Source organism: Falsigemmobacter intermedius, assembly GCF_004054105.1.
GTDB classification, from domain to species: domain Bacteria; phylum Pseudomonadota; class Alphaproteobacteria; order Rhodobacterales; family Rhodobacteraceae; genus Wagnerdoeblera; species Wagnerdoeblera intermedia.
Genome location: NZ_SBLC01000007.1, coordinates 70,820 through 86,427, shown reverse-complemented (window position 1 = coordinate 86,427; position 15,608 = coordinate 70,820). Strand labels below are relative to the sequence as shown.

Below are 15,608 nucleotides of genomic sequence, written 5' to 3'. Positions count from 1 at the left end.
CGGATGGCGACCCCTTATCCTGCAAAGGGCGCGGGGAAAAGCCGGGAAACCGACCCTCTGCGCGAATCTGTCAAAATTGGCCGGTTCACGGCAAGATTGCTTGCGTCCGGGGGGGCATTGCGCAACATGGGGCGGCTGCGCTGCCGGAGGGTCTGTTTCGTGTCGTCGCGTTCCGGGGAATCGCCCCGCTCCATCGCCTTTCTGGCATCACGCGCGCCCCAGGCTCAGGAGGCACTGGCGGCGCTGACGGCCAGATACGGGCAATGCGCGCCCGAAGCGGCCTCAGTCATCGTGGCGCTTGGCGGTGACGGTTTCATGCTCGACACGCTTCATGGCACGCAAAAGCTGGGCCTGCCGGTTTACGGCATGAACTGCGGCACCATCGGCTTTCTGATGAATGCCTATGGCGAACCGGACCTGATGGCGCGGCTTGATGCCGCCGAGGAAGAGCTGATCAACCCTTTGCGGATGAAAGCTTTTACCCTGAACGGCGGTGAGGTTGAAAAGCTTGCGATCAATGAGGTCTCGCTGCTGCGTGCCGGACCTCAGGCTGCCAAGCTGCGCATCCTTGTGGACGGACGGGAGCGGATGCCGGAACTGGTCTGCGACGGGGCGATCCTTTGCACGCCCGCCGGATCGACGGCCTATAACTATTCCGCCCATGGGCCCATTCTGCCCATCGGATCAGACGTTCTGGCGCTGACGGCGGTGGCGGCCTTCCGGCCGCGCCGCTGGCGCGGCGCGCTTTTGCCCAAAACCGCCACCGTGCGCTTTGAAGTGCTGGAAGGCGAAAAGCGCCCGGTGATGGCCGATGCCGATGGCCGCTCGGTGCGCGATGTGCTGGCGGTGGAAATCCGCTCAGAGCCCGATGTGCAGCACCGCATCCTTTTCGATCCCGGTCACGGCCTCGAAGAGCGGCTGATCTCAGAGCAGTTTACCTGATGAGATCGCCGAAGCCGAAGGCCGCATAGTCTCGGGCATAGGCGTCACGCACGGCGGCTTCATGTGCCTGTTGCAGCCAGCAGGGCAATTGGGGCAGGGCCAGAGGCGGCGGCGGAGCGGCTTTACCGCAGAGTTTCGCCATCAGCGGCAGTGCCTCTCCCAGATCCTCTTCACGCCAGAGGTGACCGGGAGGCAGAAAGCCGGAAAACCCCTCAATCACCGCTGCCTGGCTGGCCCAGGCCGGGTCGATCTTCAACGGCGTCTGACCGGCCAGATTGCCCTTCAGAAACCGCAGGAAGGTGGCGAAAGCGGCGGAAAGCTCCTCTGCCGTAGCCTCTGCCGGATCATCGGGCAGCAGCAGTTTCCAGTTTTTGCGCAGGATCTGGCGGGTCTCGGACCTGGGGCCGCGCAGGATGCGTTTTTCAAATGCCGTCACCGCCCGGAGCAGCGGGTGGCGCAGCACGGTAAAGCTGCGCGGGGCCTGCTGCTCTTTGATCCAAGCCCGCAGAGAGCGGCGGTCAAAGCCCTCGATCAGCCCGCCGCCGATCTCTGAGAGCCAGTGCCGCACCTCGTCAACCGGGCCGGAGCGGATCGGCATGAAAAGAAGCGGCAGATCACGCGCGGCCATGAAAGAAGGCACCTGCGGGCCGCGACGCGGCTCAAAATTCGGCGTGCGGGAGAGGTTGAAGCGGTCAAGCCGCGCCAGCCCCTCACTCAGGTCTTCGGGGTTCTCAATCAGCGAGTCCAGGCTTTCGGGGTTTTGCTTTTTAACGCTGTCGTCCAGCGCCTCAGGGGCTGGAACGCCGAGGAAGGCCGCAAGACCCTGAATGACCGACAACTCGCCGATGTCTTCGTAATCAATCCAGAAGGCGGTCTGGCCCGAGGTCTGCAAAGCGCGATGGATCTGCAGCTGAAAGGCTTGGAGGCGGGTGACATGATCCTCAAATTCCGCGCCGTCAAAGCGGGCCCTGGCCTCGCGCCGCCGCCGCGCATCGCCGAGTTTCCACTGTCCCGTGGCGCGCGCGATCTGCAGCGAGACATAGCTTTCGAGCGGATTGCGGGTCAGAACGATCTTGGCGCAGCGCGGATCTGCAAGGGCGGTGTCCAGGATGCGCGGGTCGTGGTCGTGAAAAAAGCGAAAGCCTGCAAGGCCTTCGGTCGCAGCCTCCATGGCGCGCAGCAGGGCGTGGGGATCGCGGGTGCGCGCCTCCAGGGTGATGCCGAGGTAGCTTTCGTGATCTTTGCGCGCGATAAAGACCGGGTTGAACGCCTCACCATGGCAGGTCACGCCGGGCAGGGCGTTGAGATTGGCTTCCAGAAAGTTAGAGCCGGTGCGCATATCGGCCAGCAGGATGAAGCGGTCAAAGGGGCGGCTCATGATCCGTTTTCTCCGGTCAGGCGGTTGCGGGCGGCACGACGCCCGGGCACGACAGGTTCATCAAGGGGAATGTCGCCGAGCAGAACGGGCTTCATGCCCTGATTGCGCAGGTTCTGCACGAAGCGGCCGAAGCCCGCCATATCCCCCAGACGGGGCGGCTCTGTCATGGCGCGCAGAGGGCCGGGGCGCAGCTCGCCCAGCAGGGCTTCCAGCGGCTCAAAGGGGTCTTCCAGAAACTCTGCTAGGGGGCGGATATCAATGCGGCCGGGCATCTGCGCGGCGCGCAGCCGGTCGATCATCGCGGTCTCAATTTTCTGCAACCGCGCGGCTTCGCGGCGCTGGTCCTCAAAGCTGCCGCCCTCACGGAAAAGCCGCACCGCCCAGGCACCGGAGATCATTGAGATCCGCGCATGCGGGTCGCGGGCCAGGAAGGGCAGAATGTCCTGGCTGTCGCGGGGGCCGAACTGAAACGTCTGCCGCTCGCCGCGTGAATTCCAGATCAGCGAGGTCAGAAACATCTGCGGATCATAATCGCGCAGGCTGGCGCTGTCGGTCAGACAGCCGTTCCAGATCGTGGCTCCTCCGGCAAATTCCACCCGCTCAGCGGCGAAAAGATGGCCGTGGACACGGGCGCCTAAGGATTTGGAAAGCCAGCTTTCAAAGCCTTCAAACACATCGTCATAGCCCACAAAAACCGTATAGGGCTGAGCGGTCAGCGCCCCTTCGCGGCCCGGCGCGGGAAAGCGGCTTTGCATGTAAAGCCCCGGCCGTCCCCGCAGGCGGCGTTCAGCGGCGCGGGAGAACAGCCGGTCAATTTTGCCGGGGTTCGGCTCTGCGCGCGGGGCGGTCTCGGCCTCGGGCTTCAGAAATTCGCGGTAGAGGCGGTTGGCCTGGGGCCAGATTTTGCGCGCGATGAAACAGTCGGAGCGGCGCAGAAGCTGCAGGTGATCGTCGTAAAAGACATGCGGCTTGCCCTGATGATCGAATTTCGACAGCGTCAGAGAGCGGCTCTCCACCCGTCGGGCGTGAAGACGCACAAGGCTTTGAAAATAGCTCTCATCCGGGATCCAGACCCGCGAGAAATAGCGGTCAAATTCCGCCCGTCGCGGATCATTGAGGATGGCGGAAAGCGTCTCGCGGGTGAGGCACCACCATTGGCTGCCCAGGTGGGGGACCATGCCTTCGGGGATATGACGGCGCATGCGCAGTCGGCGCTGCAGCCGCACATAGCCGTCAAAAAGCCTGCGGTGGCGGCGCCAGGAGAAGGGAAAGCGCAGGGTAAAACGCTCGGCATCAAGGCCGCCCATGGTCCAGCTGACATCTGCGGTGGTGACGGATTCGATGAAATCGGTATCGGGCTGACCCGCAAGCCAGGCGGCAAATTCCTGCGGCGGCCGGAGCGGCAGGCAGGCCCCCGAGACGAGGCAGATGTGGCGCACCTCGGGAAAGCGCTCCAGCAGCAGGCGGGCGGCATCAAGGGTGGCGGCCACCATCCCCCACATCCCCCATTCGCAGGCGTGACGCGGTGAAAACAGGATCTTCTTCTGCGCGGCCAGATCGCTCCTCAGCCGCTCTGCCTGGGTCCCGCGCACTCTGGCGTCGAGGTGGATGACCACCGGAGAGCCGCTCTCCGCCCAATGCGTGGCCACCTGCGCGGCGCGGTGCAGGGCGGTGTGGCAGAGCATGATATAGCCGACCGTCATGCGCTCACGTCCAGTTGCCTTTCGACATCAGCCCGAGGATCTCAAGCTGGCGCCAGTTGATGTAATGCTCTGACCAGCGGGTCCAGAGATCTGGCTGCGCGCGCAGCCCCTCCAGATAAGCGCGATACTCGGCCCCTGCGGCGAAATGCTGGCCTCTCTGTGTCTCTTCTTCGGCCTTGGTGGTGAGGGTGTCGAGAAACTTCGGATGCAGCAGGCAGCCTGAGATGATCTCTCCGCCTGAGCGGTCATAGGTGAGATTCAGCCCGCGTGGCAGCATCATATGGGTGGAGCTGATATAGGCATAACCGCGCCGCCAGCGGACCAGGGGCATCTTGTTCAGCGCCGGGGCTTTGGCGGGATTGTCGGCAAAGAACGCCCGGCTGCGCGGGCCGCCCTGGATCCAGAGATTGCCCAGATCGGGGTTGCGGCGGAAGGTGTAATTGCCGCTGTCAAACCAGCAGGCAATCGCCAGCGGGTCCGTTCCGGCGCGGTAGGGCTGCGCGGTGATCGGCCCTTTGGGATACATATCCAGCAACATCGCCGGAAAAGCGCGGGTGCCCGAAGCCTCAAGCCAGTCGGTCAGCGCCTTCAGCGGGCGGCTGTCGCTGAAGGGATAGACCAGAAATTCGTCGGGATCGACGGTCAGGCACCAATGCCCGGTGCCATAGCGGCGCAGCAGATCGTTGATCCAGTCCACGCCATAATGTGCCCCGCGATAAGAGGCGGTGGTGTGCCAGAGCGAGACATCCTCCTGGGCGCAGAGGTAGTCGGCTGAGCCGTCCTCTGAGCCGTTGTCGACGATCAGAAACTGGCTGACGCCCAGGTTGCGGTAATAGTCCAGAAACCACGGCAGCCGCACCAGTTCATTGCGCAGGCAGCAAAACAGCAGGATCTGCCCGGGACGGATGGAGGCAGTTCTGTCGCGCAGGCTGCGCAGTTCGCGCCCGCGCTGCCTTGCCCGCCAGAGCCAGCGCCGCCGCTTCCAGCGCAGACGATATGACTGCCAAAGCCCCAAACGCTGTCCGCCCCCCTGTTACCCTCTCCCGGCCTGTCTCAGAGCCAGCCGCCACGCGACATCAGGCCAAGGGCTTCAAGCCCGCGCCAGCCCTGATACCGCTTTGACTGCTCTGTCCAAAGCTGCGGTGCCGCGCTGAGCGCGGCGTAATACTCGTTATAGAGGGAAGAGTTCTCAAAATGCTCTCCTCTTGTCGCTTCTTCGCGTGATTTTTCGACAATGGTGCTGAGAAACTTCGTATGCAGCAGCAGGCCGCAGAGGTCTTCCCCGCCCTCCGTCTCGGCGCGGTCGTTCAGCCGGCGGGGCAGCAGGGTATGGGTGGAGCTGACATAGGCATAGCGCCAGTGCCAGCGCACCAGCGGCACCTTGCCAAGCGTCGGCGCACGGCGCGGGTCAGTGCTGAAAAACGCCCGCGCTCTCGGACCGCCCTGGATCCAGAGATTGCCCAGATTTTTCTGACGCCGCCGGGTGTAATTGCCGCTGTCAAACCAGGGGATTGTCTCCAGCGGGTCCTGTCCGGGTGCGGAAGGCTCAGCCCCCAGGGGCCCCCTGGGGTAAAGATCGAGCATCATCGTGCCAAGCGCGGGGATCGCATGATCGTCGAGCCAGTCGGTCAGCGCGGGCAGGGGGCGGCTTTCCCAATGCGGATAGATCAGCAGCTCATCGGCATCGACGGTCAGGCACCAATGGCCATGGCCATAGCGCGCCAGCAGGCCGTTCATCCAGTCCATGCCAAAGCGCGAGGCCTTATAAGAGGCCGTGGTCCGCCAGAGCGAGACATCGGGCTGGTCTTTCAGCAGGGCCTCGGAGCCATCGGTGCAGTTGTTGGCGACGATCAGGAAATGCGCGACGCCGAGGCGGCGGTAATGCTCGAGAAACCAGGGCAGGCGGTTTTCTTCATTGCGCAGAGTGGCAAAGAGCAGGATCGCGCCGCGCGCAATGGCGCCGGTGCGATCGGCCAGGGCGGTCAGATCGCGCAGGCGGCGACGCTGGCCGCGCAGGATCAGATACTGCCGCCGCCCGCGCAGGCGCAGGGCAACGGCAGGGCTGACTGAGGGCAGGCCCCCGGACCGACCCGCAGGGGGCAGGATCCGGCGGCCTGTCATGGCTTATTTCGACAGATCAAGCGAGGTGAGGAACTCGTGCAGTTCGTCGCGCAGATCCGGGCGCTTCAGGCCGAAGGCCACGGTCGCCTGGAGGAAGCCCGATTTTGAGCCGCAGTCGTAACGCTCGCCCTCAAAGCGCAGGCCGAAGACCTGGTTTTTGGCGGTTTCTTTGGCGATGGCATCGGTCAGCTGGATCTCTCCACCGGTGCCGACCTCTGCTTTGTCGAGATGCTTGAGCACTTCCGGCGTCAGAATGTAGCGGCCGATCACAGCGAGGTTCGAGGGCGCGGTGCCTTTGGCGGGCTTTTCGACCATGCCTTTGGCACGGACCACACGGCCCATGGTCTCACCGATATCGAGAACACCATAGGACGAGGCTTTGTCTTCCGGCACTTCCATGGCCGCAACCATATTGCCGCCGGTTTCGGCATAGGCTTCCACCATCTGCGCAAGGCAGGGCTTTTCTGCGGCGATCACGTCATCGGGCAGCAGCACGGCGAAAGGCTCATCGCCGATCATGCGGCGCGCGCACCAGACGGCATGACCAAGGCCGCGCGGGCTGTTCTGACGGACATAGGCGATGGCGCCCGAATCCATATTGGTGTGCTGCAGCTCTGCCAGGAGTTCGGTCTTACCCTTGGACTTCAGCGCGGTTTCCAGTTCGGGGTTGTGATCGAAGTAATCCTCAAGCGCGGATTTTCCGCGCGAGGTCACAAAGATGAACTCCCGGATGCCTGCGGCCCGCGCCTCGTCGATGGCGTATTGGATCAGCGGGCGGTCGACCAGCGTCATGATCTCTTTCGGGATCGATTTGGTAGCGGGAAGAAAGCGTGTGCCGAGGCCTGCAACCGGAAAGACGGCCTTCGTTACCTTCTTTTGCATCTGGGGAATCCTTAAAAATGAGTCTGCGGAAAGGCGTGAAGCCCCGGGTCGGTTCTGAATTCATGTCCGTCGGGGCTGGAGCCGGTCCGGGCAGGACCGCTCCGGCGTAGATCAGTGCAAATCTTCTCGCAACGGATTTGTTTGCGCGCAAACCCAGGGTTGCAATCTTCCGCTGATTACCGCGCCTTCAGCGGGACCTGTGGCGCAGCGGCGATAAAGAAGCCGTTTTCCCAGCCGGCTTTGCCATAGGTGAAGGGGCGCAGATCCTCCATGTGGACCATGACCCCGCCCGCCGCGCGCAAAATCGCATCGCCGGCAGCGGTGTCCCATTCCATGGTCCGCCCGCAGCGGGGATAGAGATCGGCCTCGCCGCAGGCGACAAGGCAGAACTTCAGGCTGGAGCCTGCGCTTTTCAGATCGCCGGTCGGATAAAGCGCGATGTAATCATCCGTCGCCTGGTCGCGGTGCGATTTTGACGCGACGACGCGCAGCGCATTCAGATCAGGCTCTGCCACCCGCAGCGGCTTGATGCGGCCGGCTGTGGCACCGAAGGGGGCTTCCTCTTCCACCGCGCCGCCCTCAGCAGGTGTATAGAAAAGCCGCTCTTTTGCCGGGGCATAGACCACGCCAAGAAGCGGCACACCCTCTTCGACATAGGCGATATTGACGGTGAAATCGCCGCGACGCTGCACAAATTCCTTCGTGCCATCAAGGGGATCAACGATGAGGAAGGTCGAAGCCTGCAGCGCATGGCTTTCGGCCTGTTCTTCGGTGATCAGCGTCAGCTGCGGAAACTCTGCCCTGAGACCTGCCGAGATCAGCCGGTCTGCGGCCTCATCGGCCAGAGTGACGGGGCTTTCATCCGCCTTCAGGCGGGTGCCGCTGTCGCCGGAGTGATAGACCTCAAGAATGGCCTCACCCGCCTGAAGGGCAAGGCGGCGCATGGTCGTCACAAGGGCCTGGCGCTCTGCGGTTGTCAGGGTCATGGAAATCCTCTCTCACGCGCAAATGTCTTCGTGATGCCGCAATCGCAGTCTACATTAGGGGCTGGCGCGCGATCGGGGCAAGTATGCGGACGGTACATGTTTAAAGCGGCAGAGAGCAGAAAAACCGGGCGCCTTGGCAGCGCGATCTCGCTGCTGGAGCGGATTTATCACGCGACGGTGCGCAATGTGCGCAAATCTCATGGCAATGCCATGGTGGGGCTTTTGCTCAACGTCTTTCAGACCGTGCTGCTGGTGGGCGTTTTCTACATCATGTTTGAGCTTTTAAACATGCGCCGCCTGGCGATCCGGGGTGATTTTCTGCTCTATGTGATGTCGGGCGTTTTTATGTTCCTGACCCATACCAAGGCGGTGGGGGCGGTTTCCGGGGCAGAGGGGCCGACCTCTCCCATGATGAAACATGCACCGATGAATACCGTGATCTCGATCATGGCGGCGGCGCTGTCGTCGCTTTACCTGCAGGTTTTATCGGCGGCGATTGTGCTTTGGGTCTATCACGCTGCGGTTCAGCAGATCACCATTCACAATCCAGCGAAAACTTTAGGCATTTTTCTTCTGGCCTGGGGATCGGGGGCGACGATCGGCATGGTGCTGCTGGCGGCGAAGCCCTGGTGGCCCTCGGGTGTGATGATGATTTCAACCGTCTATCAGCGGGTGAATATGATCGCCTCGGGAAAGATGTTTGTGGTCAATATGTTGCCCGGAAGCATGATCGGGCTTTTCGACTGGAACCCGCTGTTTCACTGCATCGACCAGGCGCGGGGCGCGATCTTTTTGAACTATGAGCCGCGCTACACCAGCCTCAGCTATCCGGTCATTGTAACGCTTTGCTGCCTGATGCTGGGTCTGATGCTGGAGTTTTACACCCGTCGCCATGCCTCGCTGAGCTGGGGTGCAGGTAAATAAATCAGGCAGATGGCGGGCTTTGGCCTGGCGTAGCGGGATCGTTGCAAAATCACAGCGGCGTGACACTTGCAGGGCGATAAGCCCCCCCATATATACCCGAACGTAAGGGGCCCGGATCACTCCGGACCTGTAATCTGGGATCGGCGCCGGATGCCACATGTGAGGGTCCGGTTCCTGCATATCGCCTGAAGAGGAAGCAATATGGCCAAAGTCATCGGTATCGACCTCGGCACGACCAACAGCTGCGTCGCCATCATGGACGGTTCGCAGCCCCGTGTGATCGAGAATTCGGAAGGCGCGCGTACCACGCCGTCGATCGTTGCCTTCACCGAGAGCGAGCGTCTCGTCGGTCAGCCTGCAAAGCGCCAGGCCGTCACCAACCCGACCAATACCATCTTTGCAGTGAAACGTCTGATCGGCCGTCGCGCCAATGATCCGGCACTGGAAAAAGATAAGAAAAACATGCCCTACGCCATCGTTGACGGTGGCAATGGTGACGCATGGGTTGAAGCCCGCGGTGAGAAATATTCCCCCGCGCAGGTCTCGGCCGTCATCCTGCAGAAGATGAAAGAAACCGCTGAGTCCTATCTCGGCGAGACCGTCACGCAGGCTGTCATCACCGTTCCGGCCTACTTCAACGATGCTCAGCGTCAGGCTACCAAAGACGCCGGCAAAATCGCCGGTCTGGAAGTACTGCGCATCATCAACGAGCCGACTGCGGCTGCGCTGGCCTATGGCCTCGACAAAAAAGACAGCAAAACCATCGCGGTCTATGACCTTGGCGGCGGTACCTTCGACATCACCATTCTCGAGATCGATGATGGCCTGTTCGAAGTGAAATCGACCAACGGCGACACCTTCCTCGGTGGCGAAGACTTCGACATGCGCATCGTCTCCTACCTGGCAGGCGAGTTCAAAAAAGAGCATGGCGTTGACCTGACCCTCGACAAAATGGCTCTGCAGCGTCTGAAAGAAGCCGCTGAGAAAGCCAAAATCGAGCTGTCGTCCTCGCAGCAGACCGAGATCAACCAGCCGTTCATCTCGATGGACAAAAACACCGGCCAGCCGCTGCACCTGATGGTGAAGCTGACCCGTGCGAAACTGGAATCGCTGGTCGACGATCTGGTCAAAGCGTCGCTCAAGCCCTGCATCGCAGCGCTGAAAGATGCCGGCCTGTCGAAAGGCGACATCGATGAGGTCGTTCTGGTCGGCGGTCAGACCCGCATGCCGAAAGTCATCCAGGCTGTCACCGAATTCTTCGGCAAAGAGCCGAACAAGGGCGTGAACCCGGATGAAGTCGTGGCCATGGGCGCAGCCATCCAGGCCGGCGTTCTGCAGGGCGACGTGAAAGACGTGGTTCTGCTCGACGTGACCCCGCTCTCGCTGGGCATTGAGACGCTGGGCGGTGTCTTCACCCGTCTGATCGACCGTAACACCACGATCCCGACCAAAAAATCGCAGGTGTTCTCGACCGCAGAAGACAACCAGAATGCCGTGACCATCCGCGTGTTCCAGGGTGAGCGCGAAATGGCTGCGGACAACAAGATGCTGGGTCAGTTCAACCTTGAGCAGATCCCGCCGGCTCCGCGCGGCATGCCGCAGATCGAAGTGACCTTTGACATCGACGCCAACGGCATCGTCTCGGTCTCGGCGAAGGACAAAGGCACCGGCAAAGAGCAGCGCATCACCATCCAGGCCTCGGGTGGTCTGTCGGATGCAGACATCGAACAGATGATCCGCGATGCAGAAGCCAACGCCGAAGCCGATAAGGCCCGTAAAGAGCTGGTTGAAGCGAAAAACCAGGGCGAAAGCCTGCTCGACTCGACCAAAAAGTCGCTGAAAGAGCATTCGGACAAGGTGGATCCGTCGACCGTCGAAGCCATCGAGCTGGCCATGGGCCCGCTGGAAGAGGCTCTGGCGAAAGACGATGCCGGCAAGATCAAATCGGCGATCCAGAACCTGACCGAGGCTGCCATGAAGCTCGGCGAAGCGATCTACAAAGCTCAGGCTGATGGCCAGGGCGATGCGGATGGCGACGACGAAGGCCCCGCACGTGGTCGTGACAGCGATGATGACATCGTTGACGCCGATTTCGAAGATCTCGGCGAAGACCGCAAGCGTCGCTGACAGCACAGAGCGAAGCGGGGGCGGTCCTGAAGAAGGACCGCCCTTTGTCTTTGACTCGATACGGGGAACGGAATGGCAAAACGTGACTTCTATGAGGTGCTTGGCATCGCCAGGGGCGCCTCGGCAGAAGAAATCAAAAAGGCCTATCGCACCAAAGCGAAAGAGCTGCACCCCGACCGCAACCGCGACAATGCGGATGCCGAGGCGCAGTTCAAAGAGGTCAATGAGGCCTATGAGACCCTGAAGGATGAGCAGAAAAAGGCGGCCTATGACCGCTTTGGTCATGCTGCTTTTGAAGGGGGCATGGGCGGGGGCCGCGGTGGCTTTGGCGGCGGCGGCGGTGATTTCTCCTCTGCCTTCTCGGATGTCTTTGAAGATCTCTTCGGCGATTTCATGGGCGGCCGTGGCGGCGGCGGCGGTGGTCGCAATCGGGCGCGGCGCGGATCGGATCTGCGCTACAACCTGCGCGTAACGCTGGAAGAAGCCTTTAACGGCGTCCAGAAGACGATCAACGTGCCGACGGCGGTGAACTGTGACGTCTGTCATGGTTCGGGTGGCGAAAACGGGTCTGAGCCGGTGACCTGCCCCACCTGTCAGGGCATGGGCAAAGTCCGTGCGCAGCAGGGCTTTTTCACTGTTGAGCGCACCTGCCCGACCTGTTCCGGCGCTGGCCAGACGATCAAAAATCCCTGCCGCGCCTGTGGCGGTGCGGGGCGCGTCGAAAAAGAGCGCAATCTGTCGGTCAATATCCCTGCCGGGGTTGAGACCGGGACCCGCATTCGCCTGACCGGCGAGGGCGAGGCCGGGATGCGCGGCGGCCCGACGGGCGATCTCTATATCTTCATCGAGGTCCGCGATCACCAGATCTTCCAGCGGGACGGCGTGAACCTTTACTGCCGCGTGCCGGTCTCGATCACCACCGCCGCGCTTGGCGGTGAGGTTGAGGTGCCCACGATCGACGGCGGCAAAGCGCGGGTCAAAGTGCCTGCGGGCAGCCAGACCGGCAAGCAGATGCGCCTGCGTGGCAAGGGGATGCCCGCGCTGCGCGGTGGTGGCAGCGGCGATATGATGATTGAACTGGCGGTTGAGACCCCGGTGAATCTGTCGGCCCGTCAGCGCGAGCTTCTGGAAGAGTTTGAGCGCCTTGCCGAGGATAACAATCCCGAAGGCAACAGCTTCTTTTCCAAGGTGAAGAGCTTCTGGGACAAGAAAAGCTGACAAGCGGGGCGCCTTCGGGCGCCCTTTGCTTTTTCGGCTTTTGATGGCGCAGGGCTTTAAGAGGAAATTAACTCAGAACTGCCAGGCTCTGTCCATGAGCCGGGGTTTTTCCGATCTGACACAGCGCTTCTTTGATGCCGAGGCTGATCCGGTGGCCCTGCCTGCCGGGGTGGTGCCGTCTTATATCCGCGACCACCGCAAGCGGTTGCGGAGCCGCTTTCTCCAGGGCGGGGCTGCAGCATTGCCGGATTATGAGCTGCTGGAAATGGTGCTTTTCGCTGCCCTGCCGCGCGGCGATGTCAAACCGCTTGCGCATAAGCTTCTCAAGACATTCGGCGATTTCAACGCGGTCCTTGCCGCGCCCCTGCCGCGTCTTCTGGCCCTGGACGGCGTGGGAGAGGCCGTGGCCTGTCATCTGAAGGTGACAGAGGCAGCAGCCGCGCGGATGATGCGGGCGCGGGTGCTGAACCGGCCGGTTCTGTCGGGGTGGGAGGCCCTCTTAGACTACTGCCACACCGCCATGGCGCACAGCAGTGTTGAGCAGTTTCGCGTGCTTTATCTCGACCGGAAAAACGTGTTGATTGCCGATGAAGAACAGGCCCGTGGCACCGTGGATCACGTGCCGGTTTACCCGCGGGAGGTGGTAAAACGCGCTCTCGAACTGGATGCCAGCGCCTTTATCCTGGTGCATAATCATCCCTCCGGCGATCCCACGCCCTCGGATGCTGATATTACCATGACCTTAAAGATCGAAGAGGCCGCCCGGGCGCTTGGGCTGGTGCTGCATGATCATCTGATCATCGGCCGGGAGAGAGAGGTCAGTTTTCGTGCCGGTGGCTGGCTTTAGCCACCGGCACGAAAGGATCAAAGGAAGCGCACCTGAGTGCCGACCTGAACCAGTTCAAAGAGTTCTTCCACATTCGGGTTGAACAGACCGACACAGCCGGAGGAGGCTGGACGCCCGATCTTATCGAGATTGTCGATGCCGTGGATGCGGTAATACTGCCAGCCAAGGTTCAGCGCCCGGCTGCCCATCGGATTGTCCGGGCCCGGCGGAATGCTCTCCGGCAGCGTCGGGTCTGCGGCGCGCATGGTCGGGGTGGGGATCCAGGTCGGATTGCGGCGCTTCAGCACGATCTCGGTATAGCCGCGCTGCGTATGTTCTTCGTCGCGCGGCACCGAGGAGGGATAGACCAGATAGGTCTGCTCATCCTCGGACCAGAAGTGCAGCACCCGCGAGGTCAGATCGCACAGGATCGCGCCTTTGCGCAGGTGTTGGAAATGGTCCTGCCAGCGTTGCGCGCTGAAGCCGGCCACGTTGTGGTGATGGCCCTGCGACGGCTGCACCATGGTCACCTGCGCACGCAGCAGACCGGGGGCGGCAAGGCCCGCAGCCGCAAAGGCGCCAAAGCCCAAAAGGCGGCGGCGGTTGAAGCTTTCTGGCATCTTTTGCTCCGTTTTACTGGCCCACATTGAGGGTCCACCAGAGTTTCATGTCAGGATCCTGGAAGGCCCCGAGCCCGATACGGGTCGCGCGCGGATCCAGCAGAATCGCGCGCAGTTCCGGCTTGGCTGCCCAGGTTGCGATGGCCTGAACCTCGCTTTGATAGGTCTCAGAGACCATTTCACCAAGGAAGCTGCCCTGGAACCCGGCCTGCGCCGCGCGGTGGATCGGCGAGGAGCCGTCTTCCCCGAAGGCCCAGGCCCGCTTTTGCCGCGACATCGAGGCTGAGTGACGCTCGGCCGCGCGGTTCAGCGAGTCATCGAGCGAAACGGGGCCCAGCCCGGCCGAGCTGCGGGTGTTGTTGACCGTATCCAATGCGCGGGCGCGCACGGCGGCGATGTTCTGCGGCGTGACCGCATAGCTGCTCCAGGCGGCAGCGCCTTCTTTGTTGAGACGCGGGGCCGAGGACGAGCTCAGCTCAGCGCAGCCTGCGAGCAGCAGGGCAAGGCCCGTCAGCAGCGCGCTGCGCCGCAGGGCTGTCGGGGCAAAGGGAAGGCTTTGGGCGAGAAGGCTCATCGTTCGATATTCCTGAAATCCGGCGGCACCTGGCCTGAGTAAGGGGGCTTTGGCAAGTCCTGCAGCCAAAAAATCGCGTGAGCCCGATGTGAGACGCGATTGCCCGTGATGAGGCGACGGCACGGGTCTTTGCCCTTTCCCTCAGAAGACGCGATGCGCGCCGGGAGGTTCCTGATTTCAGGCTTCCCGGTTTTCAAACGCCCCGCCTCAGGTGTGTTCGCAGAGAGGGAGATCTCTGGTCCGTTCCGGGATGAGAAAGAAGCTCTCCGTTCGGGGCGGCAAAGAGGTGAGAGCCGCGGAGGTGGGGCAGGGGGAGAGCAAAAGCTTTTTGGCAGACACTTTGAGCGGGCAGAGCATTTTATTAGGTCGAATTAGTTTTATATGCAAACTATGCATATTAAGAATGCTACTTGTATTGTAAAAAATTGTACTTTTCTTCAAACCTCGAACGGGCGATTGGGCTGGAGTGAATGGGGCAGCCTTCCTTTCCGCGCCAAAGGGCCGGCGCGATTGCTCTCAACAGGAAGCGAGGCAGATTATCGTTCTGTTCGTTTAAGGCTGGAACGCTGACGGCAGGCACCTCGTTCGGGGTGTCTGTCGGATAGTCATAGGGTCATGGGACAAGTCGGCGCTCTGACCAGGATCTGAAGCCATCGAGCATGAAAGGCGATGGGAGCCAGACTTTGCAGGTCCTGCTCGGCTTGAAAGGCGGGTGTCTTAAGCGTCGTCCCTGCGCTGCCGGGAAATGCCTGCTTCAGTTTGTGTTGCTGGTCTGTGATGCCCGACCGACTCTCACATCCCGCATTCTTTGGCAGAATGTGAGAGATGCGATGTCTGAAAGGGAATGGCGCGAGCAGCCGGGCTGGTCTTCAGGCGTGGCTTCGCTCCACCAATCGGCGGCCTATGGTCGATTGAGTCTGACACGCTGATTGCTTCGGTCGCTTTTGGCTGAAAATCCAAAACCTTCAGCGGCTTAGCCTGATTTTTGGCTCAGGAACCACAGCATCCCGCGTCGAGCAGAGGGGGCTCCAGATGTTCCGGGGCTGGCAGTTTGTGATCCGGGCAGCGGGGCAGGCAATTGCGTGAAAAGCGCGGCTAAGGTGTTGCTTTGAAAGATTTTTTGTCGGGCAGAGATCAGGGCCGGACGTGCCGGAATACTTTAAGCGAGCGCGACCCAAGCCAGCCCTAAATTCCTCACTACAACTTCGGGCTTCTGTCTTGATGGAGCTGTGCTCGGGTGCTGCTGCGCCATCTATTTCAAGGAGATCGGCGAGCTAAAAGCGATCTTGCCGTTTAATCTGACCGCA

General features: G+C 61.6%; 13 protein-coding genes. 5 read left to right on the top strand and 8 right to left on the bottom strand.

The window, feature by feature from the left end:
• The first annotated feature begins 159 nt into the window (after window positions 1-159).
• On the top strand, window positions 160-942 hold the full coding sequence (locus EP867_RS06690) for an NAD kinase (RefSeq protein ID WP_241656842.1): 783 nt from the start codon (window positions 160-162) through the stop codon (window positions 940-942).
• On the opposite strand, the gene EP867_RS06685 is transcribed toward EP867_RS06690, so the two are convergent.
• The 6 genes from EP867_RS06685 to cysQ form a co-directional block, all read right to left on the bottom strand.
• Window positions 935-2,320, bottom strand: coding sequence for a nodulation protein NodH (locus EP867_RS06685; RefSeq protein WP_128487434.1), 1,386 nt, complete (start codon window positions 2,318-2,320; stop codon window positions 935-937). The genes EP867_RS06690 and EP867_RS06685 overlap by 8 nt on opposite strands.
• The gene (locus EP867_RS06680) at window positions 2,317-4,023 is read right to left on the bottom strand and encodes a DUF5927 domain-containing protein (RefSeq protein ID WP_128487433.1); all 1,707 of its coding nucleotides are present in this window, start codon (window positions 4,021-4,023) and stop codon (window positions 2,317-2,319) included. Before EP867_RS06680 ends, EP867_RS06685 begins: the two co-directional genes overlap by 4 nt.
• A 4-nt stretch (window positions 4,024-4,027) precedes the next feature.
• The gene (locus EP867_RS06675) at window positions 4,028-5,038 is read right to left on the bottom strand and encodes a glycosyltransferase family 2 protein (protein ID WP_128487432.1); all 1,011 of its coding nucleotides are present in this window, start codon (window positions 5,036-5,038) and stop codon (window positions 4,028-4,030) included.
• A gap of 38 nt (window positions 5,039-5,076) precedes the next feature.
• Entirely contained in the window at window positions 5,077-6,144 is a 1,068-nt protein-coding gene (locus EP867_RS06670; RefSeq protein ID WP_128487431.1) for a glycosyltransferase family 2 protein, read from the bottom strand.
• A gap of 3 nt (window positions 6,145-6,147) precedes the next feature.
• Window positions 6,148-7,026: a UTP--glucose-1-phosphate uridylyltransferase GalU gene (gene galU / locus EP867_RS06665; protein ID WP_128487430.1), complete on the bottom strand. Its 879-nt coding sequence runs from the start codon at window positions 7,024-7,026 to the stop codon at window positions 6,148-6,150.
• A 176-nt stretch (window positions 7,027-7,202) separates the two neighbouring features.
• Window positions 7,203-8,012 carry a 3'(2'),5'-bisphosphate nucleotidase CysQ gene (cysQ, locus tag EP867_RS06660; protein WP_241656841.1) on the bottom strand — a complete coding sequence of 270 codons (810 nt, stop codon included), beginning with the start codon at window positions 8,010-8,012 and terminating at the stop codon, window positions 7,203-7,205.
• A gap of 96 nt (window positions 8,013-8,108) precedes the next feature.
• On the opposite strand from cysQ, the gene EP867_RS06655 reads away from it, so the two are divergent.
• The 4 genes from EP867_RS06655 (at window position 8,109) to radC (ending at window position 13,128) form a co-directional block, all read left to right on the top strand.
• Window positions 8,109-8,936: an ABC transporter permease gene (locus EP867_RS06655; RefSeq protein ID WP_128487429.1), complete on the top strand. Its 828-nt coding sequence runs from the start codon at window positions 8,109-8,111 to the stop codon at window positions 8,934-8,936.
• A gap of 201 nt (window positions 8,937-9,137) precedes the next feature.
• Window positions 9,138-11,063: a molecular chaperone DnaK gene (gene dnaK, locus EP867_RS06650; RefSeq protein ID WP_128487428.1), complete on the top strand. Its 1,926-nt coding sequence runs from the start codon at window positions 9,138-9,140 to the stop codon at window positions 11,061-11,063.
• Window positions 11,064-11,135: 72 nt separating this feature from the next.
• Window positions 11,136-12,281, top strand: a complete 1,146-nt coding sequence (gene dnaJ, locus EP867_RS06645; RefSeq protein WP_128487427.1) for a molecular chaperone DnaJ — start codon at window positions 11,136-11,138, stop codon at window positions 12,279-12,281.
• 94 nt (window positions 12,282-12,375) lie between these two features.
• Window positions 12,376-13,128, top strand: a complete 753-nt coding sequence (radC, locus tag EP867_RS06640) for a RadC family protein (RefSeq protein ID WP_128487426.1) — start codon at window positions 12,376-12,378, stop codon at window positions 13,126-13,128.
• Window positions 13,129-13,145: 17 nt separating this feature from the next.
• Here radC and EP867_RS06635 read toward each other — a convergent pair whose 3' ends face one another.
• Window positions 13,146-13,727, bottom strand: coding sequence for a L,D-transpeptidase (locus EP867_RS06635; RefSeq protein ID WP_241656840.1), 582 nt, complete (start codon window positions 13,725-13,727; stop codon window positions 13,146-13,148).
• 13 nt (window positions 13,728-13,740) lie between these two features.
• Window positions 13,741-14,301, bottom strand: coding sequence for a CAP domain-containing protein (locus EP867_RS06630; protein WP_128487424.1), 561 nt, complete (start codon window positions 14,299-14,301; stop codon window positions 13,741-13,743).
• Window positions 14,302-15,608: the final 1,307 nt, after the last annotated feature.